The 24,589-nt window shown below is 64.2% G+C and carries 19 protein-coding genes and 1 tRNA gene; 8 read left to right on the top strand and 12 right to left on the bottom strand.

All coding sequences use genetic code 11. The annotated features are described in order from the left end of the window. Window positions 1-13: 13 nt before the first annotated feature. The 6 genes from OJI97_RS00215 to OJI97_RS00190 form a co-directional block, all read right to left on the bottom strand. Window positions 14-1,294, bottom strand: a complete 1,281-nt coding sequence (locus OJI97_RS00215) for a cyclopropane-fatty-acyl-phospholipid synthase family protein (protein ID WP_297659597.1) — start codon at window positions 1,292-1,294, stop codon at window positions 14-16. A 143-nt stretch (window positions 1,295-1,437) separates the two neighbouring features. Next, on the bottom strand, window positions 1,438-2,391 hold the full coding sequence (locus OJI97_RS00210) for a metal-dependent hydrolase (protein WP_297659593.1): 954 nt from the start codon (window positions 2,389-2,391) through the stop codon (window positions 1,438-1,440). A 51-nt stretch (window positions 2,392-2,442) separates the two neighbouring features. Beyond that, window positions 2,443-2,670: a GxxExxY protein gene (locus OJI97_RS00205; protein ID WP_297659717.1), complete on the bottom strand. Its 228-nt coding sequence runs from the start codon at window positions 2,668-2,670 to the stop codon at window positions 2,443-2,445. 200 nt (window positions 2,671-2,870) lie between these two features. After that, a complete protein-coding gene (locus tag OJI97_RS00200) occupies window positions 2,871-3,908 on the bottom strand; it encodes a 2-oxoacid:ferredoxin oxidoreductase subunit beta (protein WP_297659589.1) in 1,038 nt (345 codons plus the stop codon). After that, entirely contained in the window at window positions 3,905-4,453 is a 549-nt protein-coding gene (locus tag OJI97_RS00195) for a cysteine hydrolase family protein (protein WP_297659586.1), read from the bottom strand. The genes OJI97_RS00200 and OJI97_RS00195 overlap by 4 nt, the downstream gene beginning before the upstream one ends. Continuing rightward, a complete protein-coding gene (locus tag OJI97_RS00190) occupies window positions 4,450-6,312 on the bottom strand; it encodes a 2-oxoacid:acceptor oxidoreductase subunit alpha (RefSeq protein WP_297659584.1) in 1,863 nt (620 codons plus the stop codon). Before OJI97_RS00190 ends, OJI97_RS00195 begins: the two co-directional genes overlap by 4 nt. A 185-nt stretch (window positions 6,313-6,497) precedes the next feature. Here OJI97_RS00190 and OJI97_RS00185 point away from each other — a divergent pair, with 185 nt between their 5' ends. Continuing rightward, a complete protein-coding gene (locus OJI97_RS00185; RefSeq protein ID WP_297659581.1) occupies window positions 6,498-7,439 on the top strand; it encodes an alpha/beta hydrolase in 942 nt (313 codons plus the stop codon). Continuing rightward, window positions 7,436-7,909, top strand: coding sequence for an RNA pyrophosphohydrolase (locus tag OJI97_RS00180; protein WP_297659578.1), 474 nt, complete (start codon window positions 7,436-7,438; stop codon window positions 7,907-7,909). Before OJI97_RS00185 ends, OJI97_RS00180 begins: the two co-directional genes overlap by 4 nt. On the opposite strand, the gene OJI97_RS00175 is transcribed toward OJI97_RS00180, so the two are convergent. Further along, entirely contained in the window at window positions 7,870-8,559 is a 690-nt protein-coding gene (locus tag OJI97_RS00175; RefSeq protein WP_297659575.1) for a uracil-DNA glycosylase, read from the bottom strand. The genes OJI97_RS00180 and OJI97_RS00175 overlap by 40 nt on opposite strands. Before the next feature lie 23 nt (window positions 8,560-8,582). Between OJI97_RS00175 and folK the strand changes: the two genes are divergently transcribed. Together folK and OJI97_RS00165 are read left to right on the top strand one after the other, a co-directional pair. Further along, window positions 8,583-9,131 carry a 2-amino-4-hydroxy-6-hydroxymethyldihydropteridine diphosphokinase gene (gene folK, locus OJI97_RS00170; RefSeq protein WP_297659572.1) on the top strand — a complete coding sequence of 183 codons (549 nt, stop codon included), beginning with the start codon at window positions 8,583-8,585 and terminating at the stop codon, window positions 9,129-9,131. Between the two features lie 42 nt (window positions 9,132-9,173). Further along, window positions 9,174-9,249: transfer RNA gene (locus OJI97_RS00165), tRNA-Lys, on the top strand. A gap of 361 nt (window positions 9,250-9,610) precedes the next feature. Here the strand turns inward: OJI97_RS00165 and OJI97_RS00160 are convergent. From OJI97_RS00160 to OJI97_RS00145, 4 genes are all read right to left on the bottom strand, one after another. Continuing rightward, a complete protein-coding gene (locus OJI97_RS00160) occupies window positions 9,611-10,510 on the bottom strand; it encodes an ROK family protein (protein WP_297659569.1) in 900 nt (299 codons plus the stop codon). Window positions 10,511-10,562: 52 nt separating this feature from the next. After that, entirely contained in the window at window positions 10,563-12,122 is a 1,560-nt protein-coding gene (locus tag OJI97_RS00155; protein ID WP_297659566.1) for an alkaline phosphatase D family protein, read from the bottom strand. A gap of 86 nt (window positions 12,123-12,208) precedes the next feature. After that, entirely contained in the window at window positions 12,209-13,642 is a 1,434-nt protein-coding gene (locus tag OJI97_RS00150; RefSeq protein ID WP_297659563.1) for a mannitol dehydrogenase family protein, read from the bottom strand. A 30-nt stretch (window positions 13,643-13,672) separates the two neighbouring features. Then, window positions 13,673-15,067, bottom strand: a complete 1,395-nt coding sequence (locus tag OJI97_RS00145) for an FAD-dependent oxidoreductase (RefSeq protein ID WP_297659560.1) — start codon at window positions 15,065-15,067, stop codon at window positions 13,673-13,675. Window positions 15,068-15,360: 293 nt separating this feature from the next. Between OJI97_RS00145 and OJI97_RS00140 the strand changes: the two genes are divergently transcribed. Next, window positions 15,361-16,419 (top strand): LacI family DNA-binding transcriptional regulator, encoded by a 1,059-nt coding sequence (locus OJI97_RS00140; RefSeq protein WP_297659558.1) that lies wholly within the window; start codon window positions 15,361-15,363, stop codon window positions 16,417-16,419. Here the strand turns inward: OJI97_RS00140 and OJI97_RS00135 are convergent, their stop codons facing one another. Then, window positions 16,420-17,628: an MFS transporter gene (locus OJI97_RS00135; protein WP_297659556.1), complete on the bottom strand. Its 1,209-nt coding sequence runs from the start codon at window positions 17,626-17,628 to the stop codon at window positions 16,420-16,422. It lies immediately after the preceding gene. Window positions 17,629-18,380: 752 nt separating this feature from the next. Here OJI97_RS00135 and OJI97_RS00130 point away from each other — a divergent pair. The 3 genes from OJI97_RS00130 to OJI97_RS00120 all read left to right on the top strand — a co-directional run bounded on the left by OJI97_RS00130 (window position 18,381) and on the right by OJI97_RS00120 (window position 24,496). Further along, a complete protein-coding gene (locus tag OJI97_RS00130; protein ID WP_297659553.1) occupies window positions 18,381-21,272 on the top strand; it encodes a TonB-dependent siderophore receptor in 2,892 nt (963 codons plus the stop codon). 66 nt (window positions 21,273-21,338) lie between these two features. Next, window positions 21,339-22,925, top strand: coding sequence for an amidohydrolase (locus OJI97_RS00125; protein ID WP_297659550.1), 1,587 nt, complete (start codon window positions 21,339-21,341; stop codon window positions 22,923-22,925). 125 nt (window positions 22,926-23,050) lie between these two features. Next, window positions 23,051-24,496, top strand: coding sequence for an alkaline phosphatase family protein (locus tag OJI97_RS00120; RefSeq protein ID WP_297659547.1), 1,446 nt, complete (start codon window positions 23,051-23,053; stop codon window positions 24,494-24,496). The last annotated feature ends 93 nt before the right edge of the window (window positions 24,497-24,589 follow it).

Genomic DNA, 24,589 nt, shown 5'->3' with positions numbered 1-24,589 from the left:
CTCTCCCCCGTTTTCAGGCTGTTTTTTCCAAAGTGACCTGCGCGACGTCGATGCCGCCGCCGCGAAAGCCCCCTTCGCAATATTGCAGATAATAGCGCCAGAGCCGCACGAAGCGCTCGTCGAAGCCCGCGGGGAGCCGCCCGTCCGCGACCGCCGCGTCGAAGCGCTCGCGCCACTGGCGCAGCGTCTCGGCATAGTCGGCGCCGAAGCGGCGGACGTCGCGCCACGCAAGCCCCCGCTCCTCAGCGAGCGCGCGAAAACGGCTCTCGGACATCAGGCAGCCGCCCGGAAAGATATAGGCCTGGATGAAGTCCGTACTCGCCGCATAACGCTCGAACAGCGCGTCGCTGATCAGGATATACTGGATCGCAGCGCGCCCGCCGGGGCGCAGCAGCCCTGCAATCGCGTCGAGATAGGCGGGCCAATAGGCCTGCCCCACCGCCTCGACCATCTCGACGCTGGCGATCGCGTCATAGGGACCCACGGCGTCGCGATAATCGCAAAGCTCGATCGCCGAACGGCCCGACAGATCGATCGCGTTCAGCCGCCGGTCGGCGACCTCGGCCTGCGCGGGAGACAGGGTGATGCCGGTATAGATCACGTCGTGACGTTCGACCGCACGCTCGGCGAGCGCCCCCCAGCCGCAGCCGATCTCCAGCAACCGGCTGCCCGATCGAAGGTCGAGCCGGTCGAGGATCGCGTCGACCTTCGCCGCCTGCGCGTCTTCGAGCGACTGGCCCGGATCGGCGAAAAGCGCGCTGGAATAGCTCATCCCCTTGTCGAGCCACAGCCGGTAGAAATCATTGCCGAGGTCGTAATGGGCGTGGATGTTGCGGCGAGCGCCCGCGCGATTGTTGCGATTGAGGAAATGGACGGCGCGCGCCATCCACCGCCACGGCCCGCGCGACCGCCCCGCATTGCCGAGCGCCTCGCCATTGCGCATGAACAGGTCGAACAAGGGCACCGGGTCGGGCGAATCCCATTCCCCCATGTCCCAGGCGCGATACCAGCCGACCGACCCCGACAGCGCCAGCCGCACCAGCGCGGTCCAGCTTTTGAGATGAACGACCGCGGTCGGCCCCTTGCCGCGCCCGCCGAGGATACGCACGCTACCGTCGGGCAGATACCCCTCGAGCGTTCCGTGCGCGAGCCCGGCGTCGATCCGGTCGAGCTGGCGATGAAAAAAGCGCGCCGGCGCCAGCGCCATCAGCCGCGCCAGCGCGCCCCCCGAGCTGAACGCCCGGTCGGCGCGAAGCAGGGCCTTGCCGCGGCGGGGGCTGACATGCGTGTTCATTATCGCCTTTCTGCCGCAAAAGCAGCATCCTGACAATCGGCCGCGCGCGCCGTCATGGCGTCACACGGCGAAGCGGAGCGAAACGCGCGGCGATCGGCGTTTCCGGACGAGTAACGCGCGCATCTTTGGGGAGTTGCGTGCGATCATTCGGGATGGCTGGCGGTATCGGGCGCGGTCACGCGAACCATGAAGCGGTCGCGCGCGAAGGGCTGCATATAGCGTTGGTCGCGCAGAACGATCGCATCGCCGTCGCGCTCGACGACCGGCATCCGCGCCCAGAACAGAAAGGCGCGCGCCGCGGGATCGGCCTTTGCCCACGTCGCGAGGCGCGGGTCCGCCATCCCCGTCGGTTTGCCGCTGATATCGAGCGTGCCGCCGACACCGGGCACGAAGGTGCCGCTGCCGTAGCGATCGCCGGCGCGCCAGAAGATGTCGCGCTTCCAGAAAGCCAGCGGCGGCGGGCTGGCGACCGCGATTATTCCGGTTTTTCCCGTTGCGCGCAGCGCTTCGGCCGTCGTCCGCTCGGCGGCGCTCGTGATCAGCCCGTTCGCGGCGATATAGGCGCAAACCGCCGCGAAGCCGATCCAGGCGGGGCGCCGCCAACCGGCCTCTCCGCGCCGCTCATCCCGGAGCGAAAGCCAGACCGACAGGCCGAGCGCGAGCCATATCCACAGGTCGATGATGAACAGCGTATCGCCGTAGAACCAGCGATGACTGAAAGGTTCGAGCAACCGGATACCGTAATTGTTGAACCAGTCGAACGCCGGATGGCTGAGACAGCCGACATAGCAGAGCGCGAGCAGCCAGCCCTTGCGAACCGGCATACGCGTTACCGGACGCGTGCCGCGCCGCGTCTGCCAGCGATCGATCGCGATCAGCAGCCCCCACAGCAAGAGCGGCAGAACGAACAACGCGATCGGCCCATGCGTGATCCCCCGCCGCATCGCGAGCGATTCGATGTCATAGACGGTGCAGCCCGCGTCGATGTCGGGCAGGTTCGCGGCCAGAATCAGCGCCGGCATCGCAAGGCCGGTCTTCCGCTTGAGCCCCATCTGGCCGAGAACGGCACCGACGAGGCTATGGGTCAGATTGTCCATCAGAAAAATCTCGCACAAAGGCACGAAGGCACAAAGATAAAGTGCGGAATTTCACCTATAATAATGATTGGCAAGCCGTTTGACGCCGTCGCGGAACGTCTCCATTCCGAAATTCATGAGCAGCCCCAGTGGCAAATCCATGAGACGCAAATAAGTGAGGACTTGCTTTGCATGAACAGGAGCGTTCCGCTCGGTGGATTTGAGTTCGATCAGCAAGCGCCGTTCAACGAGAATGTCCGCTCGAAACCCTTCATCAAGAACCCGACCTCGGAAGCTAATGGGAATCGGCTTTTGTCTTTCGACAAAGAAACCCGCCTCTTTCAGTTCTTAAAAAAGCAGAATCTCATATACCGACTCCAGCAGGCCCGGCCCGGTTTCCCGATGTAGTCTGTAACCGCAATCAACGGCGGCGGCCGCCATTTTCTCGACATCGTGCACGCCCGCCCCCTTTGTGCCTTCGTGCCTTTGTGCGAGATTTATTAGAGCTCCGGCCCGCCCTCGGCTACCGTCCAGGTCTGCCCCTTCTTGAGCAGGCTTTGCAGGTCCGCGGTCTTGCCTTCGCTGGCGGCCTTGTTCTGGCGCCAGACGTCGGCCTCGAAGGTCGGGCGCGGGTCGTCGTAGAGGACGCCGAGCGCCATCGGGAATTCGCCGAAACGCATTTCGACGAGCATATGGGCAACGCTACGGTTAGTGACGTCGTGGACGATCACGCCCGCTGCCTGCCAGTCGCCGTCGACGACATCGACGACTTTCAGCGTCAGCGCCTGATTGTCGAGCGCGATGCCCTTCATGCCCTTGGCAAACAGCATCGGCTCGCCTTGCTTGAGCCAGAGCTGGCGGTCCTCGGCGCCCTTGGGCGCAGCGAAATCCTCGAACACATCTTTATTATAGACGATACAGTTCTGGAAAATCTCGATAAAGGCCGCGCCCTTGTGCGCGTGCGCGGCCTTCAGCACGTTCGGCAGTTCCTTCGAGACGTCGAACCCGCGCGCGACGAAGCGCGCGCCGGCGCCGAGCGCGAAGGCCGCGGGCTGCGCCGGCCGGTCGACCGAGCCATAGGGGGTCGAGGGGCTGGTCGTGCCGACGCGGCTGGTCGGCGAATATTGCCCCTTGGTCAGGCCATAAATCTCGTTGTTGAACAGCATGATCTGGCAATCGAGATTGCGGCGGATCAGGTGCATCGTGTGGTTGCCGCCGATCGACAGCCCGTCGCCGTCGCCGGTGACGATCCACACGTCGAGTTCGGGATTGGCGAGCTTCAGCCCCGTCGCGAACGCCGGCGCGCGGCCGTGGATCGTGTGGAAGCCATAGCTTTCCATATAATAGGGAAAGCGCGACGAGCAGCCGATGCCGCTGACGAACACCGTATTTTCGGGCACCGCGCCGATGTCGGGCAAGGTGCGTTGCACCGCCTTCAATATCGCATAGTCGCCGCAGCCGGGGCACCAGCGGACCTCCTGATCGGTCTCCCAATCCTTGAGCGTCGTCGTCCGCGCGATGGTGGTCATTTCGTTCATTGGAGCGCCTCGTACTGCTTGAATTCAATATCCGCCGCGGCCTCGACCTTCGCGAAACCGTTGCCGAGAACTTCATTATGATGCCGCACGATCATGTCGGCGTTGATGCCGGGCTTCGAGAATGTCGTATGCGCATCGCTTGCCAAAACGACATCATATCCCAGCGAAAAAGCGCGGCGGCAGGTCGTGTCCACGCAATATTCGGTCATCATCCCGGTGAGAACGAGCGTGGAGACATCCAGATCCGCGAGGCGTTCTTGCAGATTGGTATCCTGAAAGGCGTCAGGATAGCGCTTTTCGACCACCGCATCGCCCGCGCGATAGCCCGTATCCGGATGCACGCCCCAACCTTCGGTCGGCTTTTCGAGCGGGTGGCCCGCCCCGCCGTCATGCTGGACGAAGATCAAAGGCGTCGATGTTTCGCGCGCGCGCGCCACGAGATCGGCAATCCGCGACAGTACCACCTCTCCGTCATGCGGCGGCTGGTCCGGAACGGCGAACATGCCCCGCTGAACGTCGATCACTATCAGGGCGGCCTTGCTCACCCCAGCGCCTCCTCGATCGCGCTCTCTATTTCGGCGATGGTGAAGGGCTGGCCCGACACTTTGTTCACCGGCTTCGCATCGACCAGATACTGGTCGCGCAACACGGTCTTGAGCTGCCCCGTGTTCATTTCGGGCACGATCACCTTGTCATAGCTTTTGAGCAGCGCGCTCAGGTTCGCGGGCAGCGGCCAGATGTGGCGGATGTGGATATGGCTGACGTCCACGCCCTCGGCACGCTTGCGGCGCACCGCCTGGTGGATCGGGCCGAAGGTCGAGCCCCAGCCGACGACCGCCAGCTTGCCGCCCTCGGCGCCGAGTTCGACGATCTGGTCGGCGACCTTGATCCCGTCGATCTTCGCCTTGCGCAGGTCGGTCATCGCCTGATGGTTGGCGGGGGCGTAATTGAGGTGGCCGGTATCGACCTCCTTCTCGATCCCGCCGATACGGTGCAGCAGGTTCGGCGTGCCCGGCTTGACCCACGGCCGCGCGAGCTTTTCGTCGCGGCTATAGGGTTTGAAGCCGCCTTCGGGCACTTCGGTCAGAAATTCGACCGGAAAGGCTTCGTAGGCCGTCAGATCAGGAACCGCCCAAGGCTCGGCCGCATTGGCGATATAGCCGTCGGTCAACAGCATCACCGGGGTCATATATTGCACCGCGATCCGGCACGCCTCGATCGCGCATTCGAAGGCGTCGCCGGGCGAGCGCGCCGCGATCACCGGCATCGGCGCGTCGCCGTTGCGGCCATAGACCGCCTGATAGAGGTCCGACTGCTCGGTCTTGGTGGGAAGGCCCGTCGACGGTCCGCCGCGCTGCGAATTGACGATGACGAGCGGCAGCTCGGTCATGATCGCGAGCCCCATCGCCTCGCCTTTGAGGGCGATGCCGGGCCCGGACGAGGAGGTCACGCCGAGCGAGCCGCCATAGCTCGCGCCGATCGCCGAGCAGATGGCGGCGATTTCGTCCTCGGCCTGAAAGGTCGTGACGTCATATTCCTTGAGCCGCGACAGGTGATGCAGGATCGCCGACGCCGGCGTGATCGGATAGCCGCCGAAGAACATCGGCAGCTCGGCAAGCTGCGCCCCCGCGACGAGGCCGAGCGCGATGCCCTCGGCCCCGGTCAGCGTGCGATAGAGGCCCGGCGCGACCGGCGCGGGATCGACATGATGCTGTTTGAGCGGGCCCGCGAGCTCGGCGGTCTCGCCATAGGCGTGGCCCGCGTTGAGCGCCGCGACGTTGGCCGCGGCCAGTTCGGGCGCCTTGGCGAATTTGGCATTCAGCCAGTCGATCAGCGGCTGGCGGTCGCGGTCGAACATCCAGAGCGCCAGCCCCAGCGTCCACATATTCTTGCAGCGCAGCGCTTCCTTGTTACCGAGCCCGAACGGTTTCACCGCGTCCATCGTGAGCTGGCTGATGTTGAGCTTGAGAAGCTGCCATTTCGCGAGGCTGCCGTCGTCCAGCGGATTCGACTCATATTTGGCCTTGGCGAGGTTGCGGTCGTTGAACTCGCCCTCATCGGCGATGATCAGGCCGCCGATCTTGAGATTGCCGACATTGGTCTTGAGCGCCGCCGGGTTCATCGCGACGAGCACGTCGGGCGCGTCGCCCGCGGTGTCGATCGACGAGGATCCGAAGTTGATCTGAAAGGCCGAAACGCCGAACAGCGTCCCCTGCGGCGCCCGGATTTCCGCGGGAAAATCGGGGAAGGTCGCGAAATCATTGCCCGCCAGGGCCGACGATAGCGTGAACTGACCGCCGGTCAGCTGCATCCCGTCGCCGCTATCGCCTGCAAATCGAACCACCACTGCGTCGGAAAGAGGGGACTGCCGCTTGCCGGCTTCGTCCGCTACCGCTGTCGCCATTTTCTGTGTCTGCCTTTGAATCTTGCGAACCTCTGACATGGGCCTAGGCCCGCGAGCCGCAAGCCGCAATTCAGAAAAAATTGTGCGCCGCAAAGGCGAAGGCCGCGACGGGTTTCATTTTGCGATTGAATATCGGCGGGCGATGCCGAATAGCTGGGGCCGAAAAACAATCGAGGGATGACAGGATGACCGACGGCACGACCCATTACACCCGGCCCGACGTGGCCGCCTTTCTCGCTTTCCTGAACGCGCAGGAAGGTCCGAAGATGGAGGAGATGCCGCCCGAGGCGGGCCGCCAGATGATGCGCGTGATGGGGCAGATGGCCGACGTGCCGCGCGGCGAGATCGCGAAGGTCGAGGACAAGGCGATTCCCGGCCCCGCGGGCGACATCCCGATCCGCATCTACGACAACCGCCCCGACCGCGCGGCGGGGCCGGTGATGGTCTTCTATCACGGCGGCGGCTGGGTGATCGGCGACCTCGAAACCCACGACCCCTATTGCGCCGAAGCCGCGCGCATCCTCGACATGCCGGTGGTCGCGGTCGATTACCGGCTCGCGCCCGAGCATCCCTTCCCCGCCGCGCCGATCGACTGCGAGGCGGCGACGCGCTGGGTCGCGGACAACATCCCCTGCACCGGCCTTGTTCTGTCGGGGGACAGCGCGGGCGGCAACCTGACCATCGTCACCGCGCTCGCGCTGCGCGACGCGCCCGCGTCGAAGCCGGTGGTGGCGATCCACCCGATCTATCCCGCCGTGACGACGCACAACGACTGGCAGAGCTACCGCGATTTCAGCGAGGGCCATCTGCTGACCGAAGCCGGCATGATCTGGTTCGGCGACCAATATGCCGCCGACCCCGTCGACCGCCGTGCCTCACCGATCGATTTTCCCGCCGAGGGCCTGCCGCCGACGCTGCTGATCACCGCGGGGCTCGACCCGCTCCGCGACCAGGGCCGTGCCTATGCCGCGAAGCTGATCGAAGCCGGCGTACCGACGACCTATCGCGAGGCGAAAGGCAATATCCACGGCTATATCTGCCTCGCGCAGGGCATCCCGAGCGCAAAGGACGATATCCGCAGCGCCTTGACGGTGCTGAAGGCGATCGTCACCGAAGCGACCGCATGAGCGACGACTCTCTCCCCTATCGCCCCTGCGCCGGCGTGATGCTGGCGAACCGCGACGGCCGCGTCTTCGTCGGCCAGCGACTCGATTCGTCCGCCGACGCATGGCAGATGCCGCAGGGCGGGATCGATCCGGGCGAGGAAGCCGAGGACGCCGCGATCCGCGAACTCGGCGAGGAAACCGGCATCCACGGCGGCCTTGTCGAGATTATCGCGCGCAGCCGGACCGAGCATTTCTATGACCTGCCCGATCATCTGATGGGCAAGATGTGGGGCGGCCGATATCGCGGCCAGCGCCAGCACTGGTTCCTGATGCGCTTCATGGGCAACGATGGCGACGTCGATATCGCGACCCCGCACCCCGAATTCCGTTCGTGGCGCTGGGTCGAACTCGACGATCTCGAAAAGCTGATCGTGCCGTTCAAGCGCCAGCTTTACCGCGCCGTCGTCGAGGAATTTCGTTCGCTCGTCTGATCGCGCAGCGCGAGCGCGGTGCGAAAGACATCTGCGAACATCTCCGGCGTCAGCCGCCCGGTGTTCGTATTGTAGCGCGAGCAATGATAGCTGTCGACGAGATGCCGCCCGCTCGGCAGCGCATGAACCGCGCCGTGCGCGAAGGGGCAAGCGGCGAGCCGGACGCCTTCCGCCCTCAACGCGGCATCATGCGCGATCCGCCCGAGCGCGATGACCACCTTCACTTTCGGCAATGCCGCCATCTGCCCCTCGAAGAACGGGCGGCAATGGGCGATTTCGCTAGGGATCGGCTTGTTCTGCGGCGGCAGGCATTTGACGCTGTTGACGATGATCGCGCCGTCGAGAGTCAGCCCGTCGTCGATCCGGGCGTCATAATGCCCCCTGCTGAGCCCGAACTCGGCGAGCGTCGCGAACAACAGATCGCCCGCATAGTCGCCGGTGAAGGGCCGCCCGGTGCGGTTCGCGCCATGCTTGCCCGGCGCGAGTCCCGCAAAGGCCAGCCACGCATCGGGATCGCCGAAAGAGGGAACGGGCGCGTTCCACCAGTCGGGATATTCGGCCTGACATTCGCGGCGCAGCGCCACGAGCCGCGGACAGCGCGGGCAATCGCGCGGCGGCTCGGTGCCGGGCAAGGGGCTGTCAATCTCCACGCGGCTGCGATAGGCGCGGGGGGATGACCAGCGCAACGCCCTTCCCGGCCCCCCTGCCGCTTTATGCCATCGGACTCGGCTCCAATCGCCGGCACGCGCGCCACGGCGATCCGCGACGGGTGCTGCTGGCGGCGCTGGCGGCGATCGAGGCCGACGACGTCGAGCCGGTCGATGTCAGCCCGATCATCACCAGCGAGCCGATCGGCCCTTCGCGCCGCCGCTATGCCAATGCGGTCGCGCTCGTCGCCTCGCCGCTCAGCCCGCCCGACATGCTCGCACGCCTGCAACGGATCGAGGCCGAGTTCGGCCGCCGCACCGGCCAGCGCTGGAGCGCGCGGACGCTCGATCTCGATATATTATTATGGTCGGGCGGCGCGTGGAGCGACGGCGAACTCCACATCCCGCATCCGGCGATGACCGACCGCGCCTTCGTGCTCGGCCCGCTCCGCGCCATCGCGCCCGGCTGGCGCCATCCGCTGAGCGGGCACACGATCCGTCAACTCGCCGCGCGCCTTATCCGTCCCAAGCCGGTCGCCCGCAAGGCAGTTGACCGGCGCGCCGCAGCGCACTAGGGCGACCGCTCCTTTTCTGGCGTCGGCCACCGGCGCCACGATGGGCCCTTAGCTCAGTCGGTAGAGCAACTGACTTTTAATCAGTAGGTCGCTGGTTCGAACCCAGCAGGGCTCACCACCATATGTGCACTCCCTGAATTTACACAATTTTTTAAAGATTTAGGGTTCGATATTTCTATTACATAGCACAAGCTCAAGTTTCAGGCTCTTTTGTGCGCTTGAAATGGAGCGATTTTTTGTTCGAACCCTGCACAGTCGTTTAGGTTTTCGCTGCCTTGGTCTCCCAAGTCGATCTTGATCGCGTCTACGCGAATCATACTGGACCGATGCGCGCTGGCCCTTTTCAAGAATGACAGCCAAATACCTGAAGATATGAATTGGACGGCCATTGGCCATGTGTGGACTGGCAGCTCTCAGCAGAGGCGCGTCCAAAGCAGGCGCTGAGTCATAAGAACCCGGCCAACGTTTCCGGCCGCTGCTTATCCGTCCGCTTTGTCCAAAACATCGAACCCTACCGCGAGCGCGCCCAAGGGACCAGCCATCGTCCCCAGTCCAGGCGGGCCAAGGCGGTCGTCGAGCTGCGCGGCATAAGGGGCGAGCGACCCATAGGCGGCGATACTCGCGGCGAGTGCGGCGCGCAGCCTGGGAAACAGCCGTTCGCGCGAAGCCATCACGCCGCCACCGATCGCGATCCGCTCGGGCGCTGCCGTGACGACCAGATTATGCAGCAACCCCGCAAGGTCATGAACAAACAGATCCCATTCGACGCCTTCATCGGGAAGCTCGTGCGCCGGTCGGCCGAACCGCCTGGCGAGCGCCGGCCCGGATATCAAACCCTCGATGCAATCGCCGTGGAACGGGCACGCGCCGGCGAAATCGTCGCCGGGCGCCCGGTGCACGCGCATATGCCCCGCCTCGCCATGCGCCACGCCCTGCACCGGCCGGTTGCCCGAGATCAGCCCGACGCCAACGCCGGTGCCTACCGTGATATAGCAATGGCTCGATAATCCCCGCGCAGCGCCCCAGCGCTGTTCGGCAAGCGCAGCGCCGACCACATCGGTCTGGATGGCCAGCGGCACACCGTAGCGCGCTGCGAACCGGCGCGTGAGATCGGTCCCGCTCCAACCGGGCTTGGGGGTGGCGCTGATGGAGCCATAATCCGGGCTGCGCGGGTCGAGATCGAGCGGACCGAAGGCGGCGATGCCGAGCGCATCGAAGCACCAGCCGTCGAGTATCTTCTCCAGCGCCGCCAACGTCGTCGCGGGATCGGTGGTCGGCACTGTTTCGCGGGCCCGAACATCGTCGGGCCCGGTCCCCAGAATGGCGACGCATTTCGTGCCGCCCAGTTCGAGACCGGCAATCAATGGAGAATATGTCATGGGAACTTCCGAGCCAGTGGTGACGAAAAATCCGATCCGTCCTGAACGGCGATCAGGCCCTGACCGCTTGCGGCCTGCCGGGCTCCACGACGTAGCGCGCCAGCGTGCCGATGCGGCCGCCCGGGGTGAACAGCTGGTCGACGACGCGCAGATCGGTGTGCCATATTTCGGGTTTGACGTCGAACAACAGATAGCCGCGCTGATCATGGATCATCGAGATATGCGGGTTGGTCGCCGCGCGCGGATCGGGGCCGATGGGAAGCCCGTTGGTGCTGATCGAGCTGACCGACGTTCCGTGGAACTCGGGCGCGACAGGCGGGCTTTCTAGGTCCCCGCGACGCGACGGCAGATTGCCGATGAAGAACATGTGGCTGTCGCCCCCGGCGATCACGACATTCTTGCCGCGTTTCTGGATCATCCTGACCAGCCGCTCGCGTGCGTCGGGATAGCCCGTCCAATTGTCGTAGCCGTTCGATGGAATTTTCTGCGCCGACCGGTCGAACGGCATGACGAGGCCGCCCAGTCCCAGCAGATTCCAGGCGAAATCGGACGTCAGGCCTTTGCCGAGCCAGCGTTCCTGCACATCGCCCAGCATCGTGTCAGGCTTGTCCCGCACATCGACGCAGTTGCCGTCACCCGGCTTTTCGCAAAGACGAATGCTGCGGTAGCTGCGCTTGTCGAGGACGTGAAGGCGCAGGAGCCGACCGAAATCGAGCCGGTGATATATCTGCGGCGATCCGCCATAGGGGAACCGGCTCCTGCGGACGGGCATATGCTCGTACCACGCCTGCATCGCGGCGCCGCGGCGGAGCAGAAAGACTTCGCTGGGCGTACTGCCGTCATCGAGATCGCCCGCCCAATTATTCTCCACTTCATGATCGTCGAATGTCGACACGAACGCCGTGGCGGCGTGGGCGGCCCGAAGATCGGGATCGACCTTGTAGAGCGCATAACGCTGCCGATAATCATCGAGACTATAGAGCTTATCGCTGTTGTGGTGGCGCACGAGGGGCGCTTTGGCGGCCGCCGCCGGGCCGGCGGTCTTTCCTTCGTAGATATAGTCGCCGTAATGATAGACGAGATCGAGGTCGGGCTCCTCGCTGATATGGCGCCATGCCGTGAAGAGCCCGCGTTCGTAATGCTGGCATCCGGCGACCGCGATCCGCAACCGGTCCAGCACCGCCCCGGCGGCGGGCGCGGTGCGGACGGTGCCGATGTCGCTGGGGATTCCGTCAGCGACGAAACGATACCAATAGCGGCGATGGCTGCCGAGGCCCTCGACCTCGACATGAACCGAATGCGCCAGTTCGGGCCGCGCCAGCGCGGTGCCGGTTCGCACGATCCTGTGGAATGTTTCGTCCTCGGCGACGTCCCAGCCGACCGGCACGGCCTCGGCCGGCATGCCGCCATGGGGTTCGAGCGGTTTCGGCGCGAGGCGGGTCCAGATGACAAAGCCATCGGGCGCCGGATCACCCGAGGCGACGCCGAGCGTAAACGGGTCGTCGAGAAATTTTGGCGCGGCGAACGCAGGCGTCCGCGCCAGCGCGGCAAACAGCACGGCGTGTCCACCGGCACGAAGAAGGGTGCGGCGGCTGGGCGGATATTCCATCATAAGGTAAGGCTCGCTCTGCTCATGCTGGCGGATGTGTTCGGCGGCGTCTGGCTCTCGTCGATTTCTGCGAGCGCAGGTCGCATCGGTCAGCCTTCTGCATAGCGCGCCATCGCCGCGCCTGCCCCTTCGTTCCAGACGAGACGCAGCGCCTGCCCGAACGCGGCGACGAACGCGGGATCGTCCGAAAGATCGCCGTAGATCGCGCGCATTCCGATCCATCTGGCGGGATCCTGCTTTGCCGCGCGCGCTGCCGCCGTCAACATGTCCCAATGGGGGTCGTTCGGAAGGGTCGTGCGGCCTCGGGAGTCGGTGCCCTCGCAATAGCGGCACCACAAGGCGCTGGCGAGGATCAGCCCCGTCGGCATGACACCTCTGGCGATATTGTCCCTGATCGACGGGATGATGAACTTCGGCTGGCGGTTCGATCCGTCGAAGCACAGGCGGCGCGCGGTGTCGGCGATCTCGGGGTTCGAGAAACGCTGCAGAACGAGCTCCTTATAGTCGTGCAGATCGTGACCCGGAATCGGGGGGACGATCGGCACGATCTCGTCGGTTTCGATTTTGTCGAGGAAGGCCGCGATCCTGCCATCGGCCATCGCTTCGTGGACATGCCCGATCCCCAGAAGCTCCGCCGGATAGCCGATGGCGGCATGGCCGCCATTGAGGATGCGGATCTTCATCGTCTCGAAGTCGTGCACGCGCGGCGTGAAAATGGCGCCGACCTTTTCGAGGGCGGGACGACCGGCGGGGAAGCGGTCTTCGATCACCCATTGCCGGAACGGCTCGCAGGTCACCGGCACCGGATCGTCGCCAAGGCCGAACGCCGCCGCGATCGCGCGCTCGCGGGGGCCGGTCGCCGGCGCGATGCGATCGACCATGGCGTTGGGAAAGGCGACGTGGGTGTCGATCCAGTCGGCAAGGCCGGGGTCGGACAGGCGGGCCAGCCCCACCACCGCGGCGCGCGCGACATCGCCGTTGCCGGGCAGATTGTCGCACGACAGCACCGTAAAGGGCATGATGCCGGCGTCGCGGCGGGCCCTAAGTGCCGCGACGATCGCCCCGAAGGCGGTCGCCGGGCGATCGGGCGCCGCGCCGTCGGCGGCGATCTCGGGTGCCGCCGGATCGAAGCGCCCGGTCGCGGGATCGATGAAATAGCCGCCTTCGGTGACGGTGAGCGAGACGATGCGGATCTCCGGCCGGCGCATCGCCTCGATCAGCGGACCGTTCGCGGGATCGACCTCCACGAAGCCGATCATGGCGCCGACACGGCGCGCGCGCTTGCCCCGGGGGTCGAGTTCGATGACCGTCGATAGCCAGTCCTGCACCTCGAGCGCTTCGCGCATCCGGGCATCGGCCGGACGCACACCCGCGCCGAGGATCGCCCAGTCATGCCCCTCACCCAGCGCGAACAGATCGTCGAGGTAGGTCGCCATATGGGCCCGGTGGAAATTGCCCAGGCCGATATGGAGAATTCCTGGCGTCAGCCGCGCGCGGTCATATCGGGGACGGGCGACGCTCATCTCACATTCTTTCGGAAAGCCGGGCCATGATCACCGGGCAGCACTGACCGCGGGATAGACGGTCAGTTCGATCGGAGCCGCGGGGGCGACGACATTGTCGAAATCGATCACCGCGCCCTGCGCGATCAGCGTTTCGCGCAGATGCTCGAAATTCATCGCCGACATGCTGTAGCCGTGCTGGACGCTCAACGCCGCCGCCGTTCCCGCACCCTGCCCCATCGCCATGCAGGTCGCCATCACGCGAACCGAGCCGAAGCCGGGACCGTCCGCGCTCAGACAGCGGCCCGCCGTAACGAGATTGACGCTGCCGCGCGGCACCAGGCAGCGGAAGGGAACATTATATTCCTGCCGCGGGATGACGAGGCCGTCCTGGTCGTTGCTGTCGCTCGAGTGGATGTCGATGACGTGCGCGCCCTTCGCGATCGTATCGGGAAAAGCCTTCGGAAACAGAATGTCGTCGCGTTGCAGCTCATAGAGGCCGACGATGTGATAGGATTCGCGCACCCCCGTCTGGATGCCCGATTTCGCCAGCCAGCAGTCGCGAAATTCCGGAAACTCGCGGCGCAGGATCTCGATGATGAGCTGCAGATTCTCGCGCAGGCTGCATTCGGTCCTGGTGAACCATTCGGGGTCGCTGGCGTCGGTCGCCTCGCGGAGCACGTTGATGCTGACCATGCCGTCGTGGAAGAATTTGTTGATCCACGGGCCGCCGAAAATCGGAATCTCGCCCTGTTCATTGAGTTCGAGCAGCCGGCCGCGGATCATTTCGGACACCGGCAGCATCCCGTCGACGGCGTCGCGGAACAGATAATCGAGCGCGTCCGTATCGACGCCGCCGAGTTGGAACCACAACGTCGCCGGCTGCAGGACGTCGCCCTTGGTGGTCGGGAAGCCCGCCGCGCGCACGAGATCGGCGTCGCCGGTGCAATCGACGAACACCTCCGCCTCATAGGCGACGCGGCCCGCCTTGTTCTGCACGATGACATGGGTAACGCGGTCGCCCTCGACGACGCAGTCCGAAAACCAGCTATGATAGAGCAAAGTCACCCCGCTTTCGAGCAGAAGACGCTGCGCTGCGAGTTTCAGTATCTCGTCGTTGACGGGGAAATTCCCGCTCTCGAGCGCGACGTTTGCGCCGCCGAGCTCGGCGGCTTTCTGGAGGAGCTCAAACGGAATTCCGCCGATATGCTGCTTACCGAAATGACGAAATTCGCTAATCGGCGTCACCAGCGCGCTCGTCGACATCCCGCCGACGAATCCGTAGCGTTCGATGAGCAGCGTCTTCGCGCCGTTGCGGGCGGCCGCCACGGCAGCGATCAGGCCGGCGGGCCCGCCCCCACAGACGACGACGTCATAGCTGCCACCGACAGGCACCTCGCTGCGCGGCACGCTGATCGACGCATTTTGTTTGAATATCGCGGACATACTTCTTCTACTGGCCAGTTCGGGTGGTTGAATGGGAGAGGCGTTCGGCTGCCTTGGAGCCGTGGCCTGAATCACTCGCTGCAAAGATGTTAGATATCGATAATGTATCTCTGCCACATGCTCATCATCCAGTCAATGATGACTTTATCATCATGATATATTAGGATATTATCTAAATCTTGCTAATTGTTAGCATATCACAGAAATTGCTGAAAATGGAATTATAAGATAACGATAATGTTGTTTTGCGTGCCGCGATGGGCGCTAGACTTATCATTCAAGGAGGTGCGTGCATGGCGGAAGTAAGCAGGGGGCGGCGTCAGCCCACGCTCCAGGATCTCGCGAAGGTCGTGGGGCTGACGGCGAATACGATATCGCGCGCGTTGAACGACCGGCCGGGGGTCAGCGCGACCACCCGCGCATTGATCAAGGCGGAGGCCGAACGCCTCGGCTATGTTCCCAATATCCATGCCCGTTCGCTCGTCCTCGGCGCACGCAAGACGATCGGCGTAATCGTCAGCAATATTTCGAACCCCTTTTTCTCGGATCTGGTCAGCGAGGTCGAGCTTCAGGCGCAACATGCCGGCTACACCGTCCTGCTGCTCCTTTCGTACGAATCGGCGGAACGCGAGCGCGATGCCATTGACCGGGCGCTGCGATCCGGACTGGACGGCCTCATCGCGGCGCCGGTGCAGGAACGCTCCACCGCATGGACACCGGTGATCAAGGCGGGCATTCCGCTGGTCCTCGTCAGCCGCGAACTTCCGGAACTGGGAGTCGATTTCTACTCCACCGACAATGACGCGGGCATCCAGCTCACAACCGACGCCGTTCTGGCCAGGGGCGCGAAGGACGTCGTGCTGCTCGATGAAGACATGCCCTTTTCGACCATCCGGCTTCGGACCGAGGGATTCCGGCACTCGCTCGAGCGGCACGGGCTGACGTTCGATCCTCGATACAATCTCGCGCTCATTCCCCCTGCCCGTTCGTTTCGCGTTTCCCAATCGTGGCATGCCGACGATGCCTATCGCGTCGCCGCCGACTTGCTCGATCGTGGCCGGCGCCCCGATGCCTTCGTCGTAGGGGACGATTATTACGCCCTTGGCCTCTACCGTGCGCTGCGCGAGCGCAATATCCGCATTCCCGATGATGTGATGGTGATGGGATGGGGAAACCTTCCGTTCACGCGGTTCATGGAGCCACCGCTTTCCACCTTGCTCCTGCCTTTCGAGGAGGTTGCGCGGCGCGCCACGCGGCGCCTTCTCGACCATATTCAGGGCATGGCCGACGATCGGATCGTGACCGAGCGCATCGTTCCGGAACTCGCGATCCGGGCATCGACGACGCGCTGATCACGCACCGGTCGCGGCCGCACGCCTTGCCCTGCTCCGCCCGATCACCATGAACAGGATCACCGCGGAGACCGGATGCAGGATCGCCAGTCCCGCGAACAGCGCGATATAGTCGAACTGGGCGAGAAGCGATCCGGCCAGAAGGTTGAGAACGAGCGACGTGCTGGCGCCGACCGCGCCGAGTATCCCCACCGCGGACGCGTTGATCTTGACCGGAAACAGGCCCGCCAGGAGGACGTTATATCCGACGAACCAGGCCTGGCAGACGGCGACGACGACGGTGATGATGGCCACCGCGACGAACGCGCTCGACGCCATGGTAATGAGCGCGCCCAAGGGCATCAGCGCGGCGCTGAGGGCGAAGACGCGAAGCTGAACGCGGATGGGATCATGTCCGCGCTCCGTATAGCGGTCGACCAGGCGGCCGAGCGCGATGCAGACCAGCACCGCGACGATATAGGGGATGCCGCCGACGAAGCCCAGTTCGGCGAGCGACAGCCCGGCGCGCTCCTGGAGATAGCCGGCGCTCCAGAACAGATAGAAATACCAAACCGGGTCGCTGATCATGCGCGCCGCGACGATCGCCAGGAATCTCTTGTCCCTGAGCAGCGCCTTGACCGACGGAGCCTCTTCATCGACGGCTTCGGGCAATGGCGACGGAGCGTTCGGCACCGGCTGCGCGGAAGAGCCGTGCCTGGTGTCGGTGAACCACCACATGACCGCGACGACGATCCCGATCACCCCCGGTATCACGAACGCCGCGCGCCAGTTGAGGCCCGTTGCCAGCAAGGCGATCAACGGCGGGGCGAGGATGGCGCCGATATTTCCGGCCGGCGTCGCAATGCTGATCGCGAGGGCGCGGCGTTCGACAGGAACCCAGTTGAGGATGGCGCGCTGAACGACCGGAAAGGCCCCCGGTTCCGCGGCGCCCATCAACACCCGGGACGCGGCAAGATGCCCGAAGCTGTGAGACAGGCCCGAGGCGATGTTCGCAACCGACCAGCCGATCGCGAACACGGTCATGCACACCCGCGTACCGACCCGGTCGATCAGCCGCCCGCTCACCACATACATGACGATGTAGGGCAGCATGAACGCGAAGGTCAGCAGCGAATAGGCTTCGTCGTCGAAGGCAAGCTGCGCCTTCATGACCGGCTTGAGGATGGCCAGCGTCTGCCGATCGAAATAGTTGAGGACCAGCAGCGCCATCGCAAGGCCGATGATAAACCATGCCTTTCGGGGCATTTTCTTTGCCGATGCCGGGCCGGCGGTCACGGTCGGAGCTTGGGTCAACGGATGGGTCCAATCGATTGAAGGTGACGGGCCGGAGCGCCGGCCTTGGGTGCGGCGCATGGTGCGATCTCATCGTTCAGATCGAGCATTCTGGCAATGAAGTCGGTCGCGATTCGGGCGATGCCAGACAGGATCGAGGGCCTTGCGCTGCCGGGGCGGGGCGTGTCGCGCGTCCGCCCGGCCCTGGGGTGCGCCCCGCGCTGCCCGGACGATCGGCGCACCGAAGCCGCCGCACGGAAACCCATGCTCCGCGATTCGGCGGCAGCCACGACGCCCACGCATCGCTCTCGGAGCGGCCGGCGCGCGCCGCCGCGAGGTCGAACCGCGGCTGGCGCGCCGGCGGGCGGCGTCAGCGGGGTAGCATGCGTGTCACGAGCCAACCGCCCTTACCTCCTCTATCGAACATTATCGTTATCGTAATTTGACATATCCGATCTGTCCATAGGGTTGCTTCCACCCGGATGAATGGCACAAATATGTCATAAATCCGTGCGATAGCAAGATCGTTGACTATTGGAGCATGATCTGGCAATTCTACATTAACGATATTGTAGATTCGAGGCCGCCACGCAAAAGGGGGTTCGGACCGCGTGCCCCGGCCAGCCTGCGGCTTGCGTCACGGGAAATTCAGATTATCCAATAAATACAATATTTTAGTGGAGGACGTAATGAGGTCTAAGACAAGCCTGTTTCTCGCGACGTCGACGGTTTCGATGTTGATGGCATTCGCCGCCCCCGCATTCGCCCAGCAGACGCCATCGTCCGACGCCGGACTTTCCGGCGATGGAGACGCAGCGCAAGCGAGTGGAGAGGCGATCGTCGTCACCGGATCGCGCATCGCCCGGCCCGAGCTCGAGTCTCCGATGCCGGTCAGTGTCACCAACATGGAGCGGGCGCTCGACCTTGGCCGGACCAGCGCCATCGAAGCGCTGGAGCTCGACCCGGCGCTGGGCACCAACCAGAATCTCAGCAGCGACGTCAGGGGCTGGGACGCGGGAATCGCGGCCGTCAACCTGCGCGATCTCGGCACCAATCGCAGCCTGACGCTGATCGACGGGCAGCGTCGCGTGTCTGGCTCTGCGCGATCGTCCGCGGTCGATATCGGCATGATCCCGGTGAGCATGATCGATCGGATCGAGGTCGTGACCGGCGGCGCCGCGGCGATCTATGGCGCGGACGCGGTGACGGGTGCCGTCAACATCATCACCAAGCGTAACATCGAGGGTCTGCACATTTCGGGGCTCGCCGGCATTTCGGAGCGGGGCGATGCCGCGAAATATCTGGTTTCGCTGGCTACCGGCGGCAAATTTGCCGACGGCCGGGGCTCCTTCTCGATCGGCGGCACCTATTCGCAATCCAATCCGCTGATCTATACCGACCGTTTCGACTGGCGGGACTGGCCGACCTATCGGGCAAACCCGGACAATACCGGCATCGATGACGGCATCCCCGATCGGGTGCTCGCGCCGAACACCCGGCAGCTCTATTTCGATTATGTGCCGACCTATTGGCTGAACGGTCAACGCTATATGGTCGAAAACGGCAATGTGCGCGAATCCAACTGCGACATCGAATACAGCCCCGGACAATATGCCGTATGCGATGGCGGCGACGGCAGGAACCTGAGCGACCGCGATCAATTCCGGGGCGGGCTGAAGTCCTTGGCGCTGATGGGGCGGGTCGACTACAGCATCACCGACGCCATCGAATTCAGCACGCACTTTTCCTATGCGCGCCAGAAGTACGACGGGACGTATAATTATTGGCGCGACGACAGCCGGACGACCTATTTCTCCGGCCCGGTGCCCGGCGGACGCGGCGCCAGCGCGAAGTTGGACAACCCCTATCTGCCTGACTCCGTCCGGCAGGTGATGCTCGATAACAACCTGACCTCGCTGTATATCGACCGGACCTATGGCAACTTCCCCGAGCGGGAAGAGGATCATGACCGGGAAAGCTACACCATCGGCTCCTCGCTCAGCGGCAAGCTGGGGTCGAGCTTCAAATGGGAGGCCTTCTGGCAATACGGCCGTGTTACCGACGATGTCACCGAAGCGAATGTTCCCTGGAAATCGCACTGGATCGCCGCGCGCGACGCCATCGCCGATCCGGTGACCGGCGCCCCCATCTGCCGCGATGCGGCGGCGCGTGCGCAGGGCTGTGTGCCATTCGACATCTTCAGCACCGAGCCGGCGACCGAGGCGCAGATCAAGTGGGCGATGGCCGACCGGCACGAACGGCGGGTCAACACGCAGCAGATCTATGGCGCGAACGTCAACGGCCCCCTGTTTGCGCTTCCCTATGGCGATGTGTCGGTTGCCGTGGGTGTCGAGCATCGCAAGGAGACGCTGAAGACCACGGACGATCCGCTCGCGCTCGCGGGCGAGCTGGTTTACGGGGCCGGTCCGTCCGAACACCCCGAACTCGACAAATCGTTCAATGTGAGCGAGGCCTATGGCGAGGTGGTCATTCCGCTCCTCCGCGACCTGCCGTTCGCGCGGCGGCTCGAGGTCGAGGGCGCCTATCGCTATTCGGACTACAGCACCGTCGGCAGCACACATGCCTGGAAAGCGGGGGCCATGTGGTCGCCGGTGGACGGCCTCAGCTTCCGCGGCGTCGTGTCACGAAGCGTCCGCACGCCGAATTTCGGCGAGCTTTACGAAGCAAAGGTCGAGACGCTCACCGGCGCCTATACCGACGCCTGCTCGCTGGCGCTATATTACGCCTCCCAGACGCGGGCGGCGAACTGTAAGGCTCTGGGGATCGACACCCCCTTCGAGACCCCCAGGATCGGCCCCGTCGTCGTCACCGGCGGCAACCCCGACCTCAAGCCTGAAACCTCGAACAGCCTGACGCTGGGCGCCATTCTGCAACCGCGGTTCCTGCCGGGCCTCGATATCACCGTCGATTATTGGGATATCGACATCAAGAATGTCATCACCCAATTCTCCTACGCGACCCTTATCCGGCTCTGCGTCGACGCGCCGACGGTCGACAACCCCTATTGCGCTCGCGTGACCCGCGATCCGGTCACCCATTATGCGACGCGGGTTGAATCGAACCAGTTGAACGCCGCCCGACTCTATGCGCGCGGTGTCGATATCGGGGTGGGCTATCGCCGGCCTGTGGGCGAGGGCACGCTCAGCCTGTCGTTCAAGGGGACCTACCTGCTCGACAAGGTGACCGAAACGACACCGGGAATCCCCGAAGGGGACGTCGTTTCCGATGGCGCCTGGGAGAATCCGAGGTTCCGCGGCAACCTGCTGACGTCGTACAAGATCGACGCCCTCAACATCGCGCTCAACACGCGTTTCATCAGCGCCGCGACGTATGAATTGAACACCGATTCGGATGAAGCCTATCCGCGGCAGCATATTCCGGCGAAGGTCTATAACGACCTGTCCGTGCAATATGATATCGGGGATAAATATCAGTTCGGCTTTGGCGTGAACAATATCTTCAACATCATGCCGACCCATATGCCGACGATTTACCGCGATGACCGAATATATGGGGTCGTCGGCCGGTATTTCTTCACCACGGTCAAGTTGAATTTCTGATCGACAAGCTGGAATGACAAGCGAGGATGACCCTCGCTTGTCATTTGGAACGAGGAGAGTCGGGGCATGATCCGATCCGCTATCGCCGCTGCGGGAATACTGGCGCTCGCTGTCCCCACCGCCTCGCAGGCCGCACCGCGTGGCGCCAAGACCGAAGTCGTGCGCGGGGTGGAAGCGCGGGCCAAGCTGTCGCAAGTCATCAACGATCAACTGTTCAGCTATGCCGAGGTCGGTTTCCAGGAACATGAGACCGAACGCTATCTGACCGCCCTGCTCGAAAAGCAGGGATTTGCTATCGAGCGCAATGTCGCGGGACTGCCGACGGGCTGGGTCGCGCGGTGGGTGAACGGCACCGGCGGCCCGGTGATCGCGCTGGGCAGCGACATCGACGGCATCCCGAAGGCAAGCCAGACCCCCGGCATCCCTTGGCGCCAACCGATGGTCGACGGCGCACCGGGCCATGGCGAGGGGCATAATAGCGGCCAGGCGATGAACATCGTCGCGGCGCTGGCGGTGAAGGACTGGATGGTCCGCACGAATACTGCGGGCACGCTGGTGATCTGGCCGGGCGTCGCCGAGGAATTGCTGGGCGGCAAGGCCCGCTTCGTCCGGGCCGGCGTGTTCAAGGATGTCGACGCGGCGATCTTCAGTCACGTCAGCAGCCAACTCGCGACCGCCTGGGGTCAGCCGAGTGGCACCGGAATGATCAGCGTCGAATATACGTTCGAGGGCGAAAGCGCTCATGCGGCGGCTGCCCCGTGGCGGGGGCGCTCGGCGCTCGACGGGGTGATCGCCATGGCGGATGGATGGGAGATGCGACGCGAGCATCTGCGGCCCGAACAGCGATCGCACTATGTCATCAGCGAAGGCGGCGACCAGCCCAATGTGGTGCCGTCCGAAGCCAAAATCTGGTTCTATTTGCGCGAGATGAATTTCGACGCCATCGAAAAGATGCTGGCGACCGCCGACGCCGTTGCCGACGGCGCCGCCAGGATGACGAGCACCACCGTCAGCCGGAAAATCCTGGGCGTGGCGGCCACCCAGCACTTCAACCGGCCGATGGCGGAAGCGGCACAGGCCAATGTCGTCGCGGTCGGCCTGCCCGAATGGGACGCCGACGATCAGGCCTTCGCGCGCGCCGTGCAGGCGAATGTCGGCGCGACGGTGACGACCGGGCTGCCGACAAAGCTGATGGCGTTCGGCCCGCCGCCCAAGGAGCCGAAATCGGCCGGATCGGACGATATCGGCGATGTGAGCTGGACGGTGCCCACGATCACCATCCGCTATCCGGCCAATATCCCGGGGCTGCCGGGGCATAATTGGGCGAACGCCATCGCGATGGCGACCCCGATCGCGCACAAGGGCGTTCAGGCGGGGGCCAAGGTGATGGCGATGACCGTCGTCGATCTGCTGACCAAGCCGAACCTGCTGGCGGACGCGAAGCGCTATTTCCGCGAGGTGCAGACCAAGGACCAGCATTATGTTTCGATGCTGGCAAAGGACGACACGCCGCCGACCTGGCTGAATGCCGAAACCATGGCGCGGTACCAGTCCGAGCTCGCAAAGCATTATTATGATCCGCAGCGTTACGGGTCATATCTGGAACAGCTCGGGGTCCAATGGCCGACGCTGTCGAGCGGGCCGGCGAAATAGTGGCTGGGTGCACGGCGGAATCCGAACCAGATAGCTGAAACGCCCTTTCCTCGCAGACGCGGCGCACCAGCCACGCCTTGGCGTCAGGATTGATCGAAGCGGATAAGCGAAGGAAAAAGCGCCGGATGTCGACGACGCCCCCATTTACCCGCCGCCGTCTGCTCACGAACGCGGCGCAAATCGCGTCGGTGGCCGCAGCGTCGATGCTGATGCCGCCCAATGTGCAAAAGCTGATGGCGCAGCCGCCCCGGCGCGCGGGCACGCTGAAGGACATCAAGCACGTCGTGCTGCTGATGCAGGAGAATCGGTCGTTCGATCATTATTTCGGCATGCTGTCCGGCGTCCGCGGCTTCGGCGACCCCGATGCCCTGATGCTTTCCACCGGCAGGACCGTCTTTCACCAGCCCGATGCCGCGAACCCCGACGGCTATCTGCTGCCGTTCCACCTCGACACCTTTTCGACCAATGCGCAGAAACTGCCCTCCACCAGTCATGAATGGACGGTGCAGCATCAGGCGTGGAACGGCGGCGGGATGGATCGGTGGCTGCCGGCGCACCGCGCGGCGGACGGGGTAAATGGTCCCTATACGATGGGTTATTTCAAGCGCGAGGATATCCCGTTCCACTATGCGCTGGCCGAAGCGTTCACGATTTGCGACGCCTATCATTCCTCGGTGATCGGGCCGACCTGGCCGAACCGATTCTATTATATGACCGGCATGCTCGATCCCGAGGGGGCGGGCGGCGGGCCGGTGATCGAGAACATCATGCCGCCCGGCGGATTTCGCTGGAAGACCTACCCCGAACGATTGCAGGACGCCGGGATCGACTGGCGCATCTATCAATATGGCGAGATGGGGAAACGCCCCAACAACATCTTCAAATATGTCGCACAGTTCCGGAACGCCGCGGCCGGTTCGCAACTGGCGCTGCGCGGGTTGCCGGACGCCGACGAGGGCCGGTTCGCCCATGACGTGCGTCACGATCGCCTGCCGACCGTCTCGTGGCTGATGCCCTCCGCCGAGGGGTGCGAGCATCCCGATTACATGCCGGCCGCCGGCGCCGATTTCATCGCTCGCCGGCTCAACGAACTCGCCGCCAACCCGGATGTCTGGGCCAAGACGGTTTTCATCCTCAACTATGACGAGAACGACGGCCTGTTCGACCACGTCGCGCCGCCCGTGCCCCCCGCCGGAACGCCGCATGAATTCGTCGGCGGCCTGCCGATCGGCGGCGGCTTTCGCGTGCCGTGCATCATCATATCGCCCTGGACCGCCGGCGGCTGGGTTTCGAGCCAGCCGTTCGACCATACGTCGATCCTGCAATTTCTGGAGCGGATCACCGGCGTCCGCGAGCCCAATATCAGCGCCTGGCGCCGCCGAACCTTCGGTGATCTCACCTCGGTTTTCCGTTTCCATCGGCCTGCGGCGAGGCCACCGGTCTTGCCGGCGACGGAGGAATCGTTGGCGCTTGCCAGAAACAACGCGGCGACGCTGCCCTTTCCCTTCATTCCGGGCGCCGACCAACAGGCCCCGGTGCAGGAGCGCGGCGAGCGCAAGCGAATCCGATAGGCGTCGAACAGGACGATGCGGCCCAGCATGAGGAAGACGAGATGAGCGAGAATTCACCGGGTTCGGACAAACCTCTTTCCCCGGAGCGCCGCC

Source organism: Sphingopyxis sp., from assembly GCF_025869345.1.
In the GTDB taxonomy this organism is placed as follows: Bacteria; Pseudomonadota; Alphaproteobacteria; order Sphingomonadales; family Sphingomonadaceae; genus Sphingopyxis.
The sequence above is the reverse complement of the archived record's forward strand: the minus strand, read 5'-3'. Positions and strand labels throughout refer to the sequence as shown.

What these genes read in the sequence shown, in the direction of transcription:
- OJI97_RS00130 (WP_297659553.1), top strand. Translation starts at nt 18,381, where the DNA reads ATGAGGTCTAAGACAAGCCTGTTTCTCGCGACGTCGACGGTTTCGATG.
- OJI97_RS00125 (WP_297659550.1), top strand. Translation starts at nt 21,339, where the DNA reads ATGATCCGATCCGCTATCGCCGCTGCGGGAATACTGGCGCTCGCTGTC.
- OJI97_RS00140 (WP_297659558.1), top strand. Translation starts at nt 15,361, where the DNA reads ATGGCGGAAGTAAGCAGGGGGCGGCGTCAGCCCACGCTCCAGGATCTC.
- OJI97_RS00145 (WP_297659560.1), bottom strand. Translation starts at nt 15,067, where the DNA reads ATGTCCGCGATATTCAAACAAAATGCGTCGATCAGCGTGCCGCGCAGC.
- OJI97_RS00135 (WP_297659556.1), bottom strand. Translation starts at nt 17,628, where the DNA reads ATGGCGCTGCTGGTCCTCAACTATTTCGATCGGCAGACGCTGGCCATC.
- OJI97_RS00190 (WP_297659584.1), bottom strand. Translation starts at nt 6,312, where the DNA reads ATGGCGACAGCGGTAGCGGACGAAGCCGGCAAGCGGCAGTCCCCTCTT.
- OJI97_RS00150 (WP_297659563.1), bottom strand. Translation starts at nt 13,642, where the DNA reads ATGAGCGTCGCCCGTCCCCGATATGACCGCGCGCGGCTGACGCCAGGA.
- OJI97_RS00155 (WP_297659566.1), bottom strand. Translation starts at nt 12,122, where the DNA reads ATGATGGAATATCCGCCCAGCCGCCGCACCCTTCTTCGTGCCGGTGGA.
- OJI97_RS00160 (WP_297659569.1), bottom strand. Translation starts at nt 10,510, where the DNA reads ATGACATATTCTCCATTGATTGCCGGTCTCGAACTGGGCGGCACGAAA.
- OJI97_RS00210 (WP_297659593.1), bottom strand. Translation starts at nt 2,391, where the DNA reads ATGGACAATCTGACCCATAGCCTCGTCGGTGCCGTTCTCGGCCAGATG.
- OJI97_RS00200 (WP_297659589.1), bottom strand. Translation starts at nt 3,908, where the DNA reads ATGAACGAAATGACCACCATCGCGCGGACGACGACGCTCAAGGATTGG.
- folK (WP_297659572.1), top strand. Translation starts at nt 8,583, where the DNA reads ATGACCAGCGCAACGCCCTTCCCGGCCCCCCTGCCGCTTTATGCCATC.
- OJI97_RS00120 (WP_297659547.1), top strand. Translation starts at nt 23,051, where the DNA reads ATGTCGACGACGCCCCCATTTACCCGCCGCCGTCTGCTCACGAACGCG.
- OJI97_RS00180 (WP_297659578.1), top strand. Translation starts at nt 7,436, where the DNA reads ATGAGCGACGACTCTCTCCCCTATCGCCCCTGCGCCGGCGTGATGCTG.
- OJI97_RS00215 (WP_297659597.1), bottom strand. Translation starts at nt 1,294, where the DNA reads ATGAACACGCATGTCAGCCCCCGCCGCGGCAAGGCCCTGCTTCGCGCC.
- OJI97_RS00185 (WP_297659581.1), top strand. Translation starts at nt 6,498, where the DNA reads ATGACCGACGGCACGACCCATTACACCCGGCCCGACGTGGCCGCCTTT.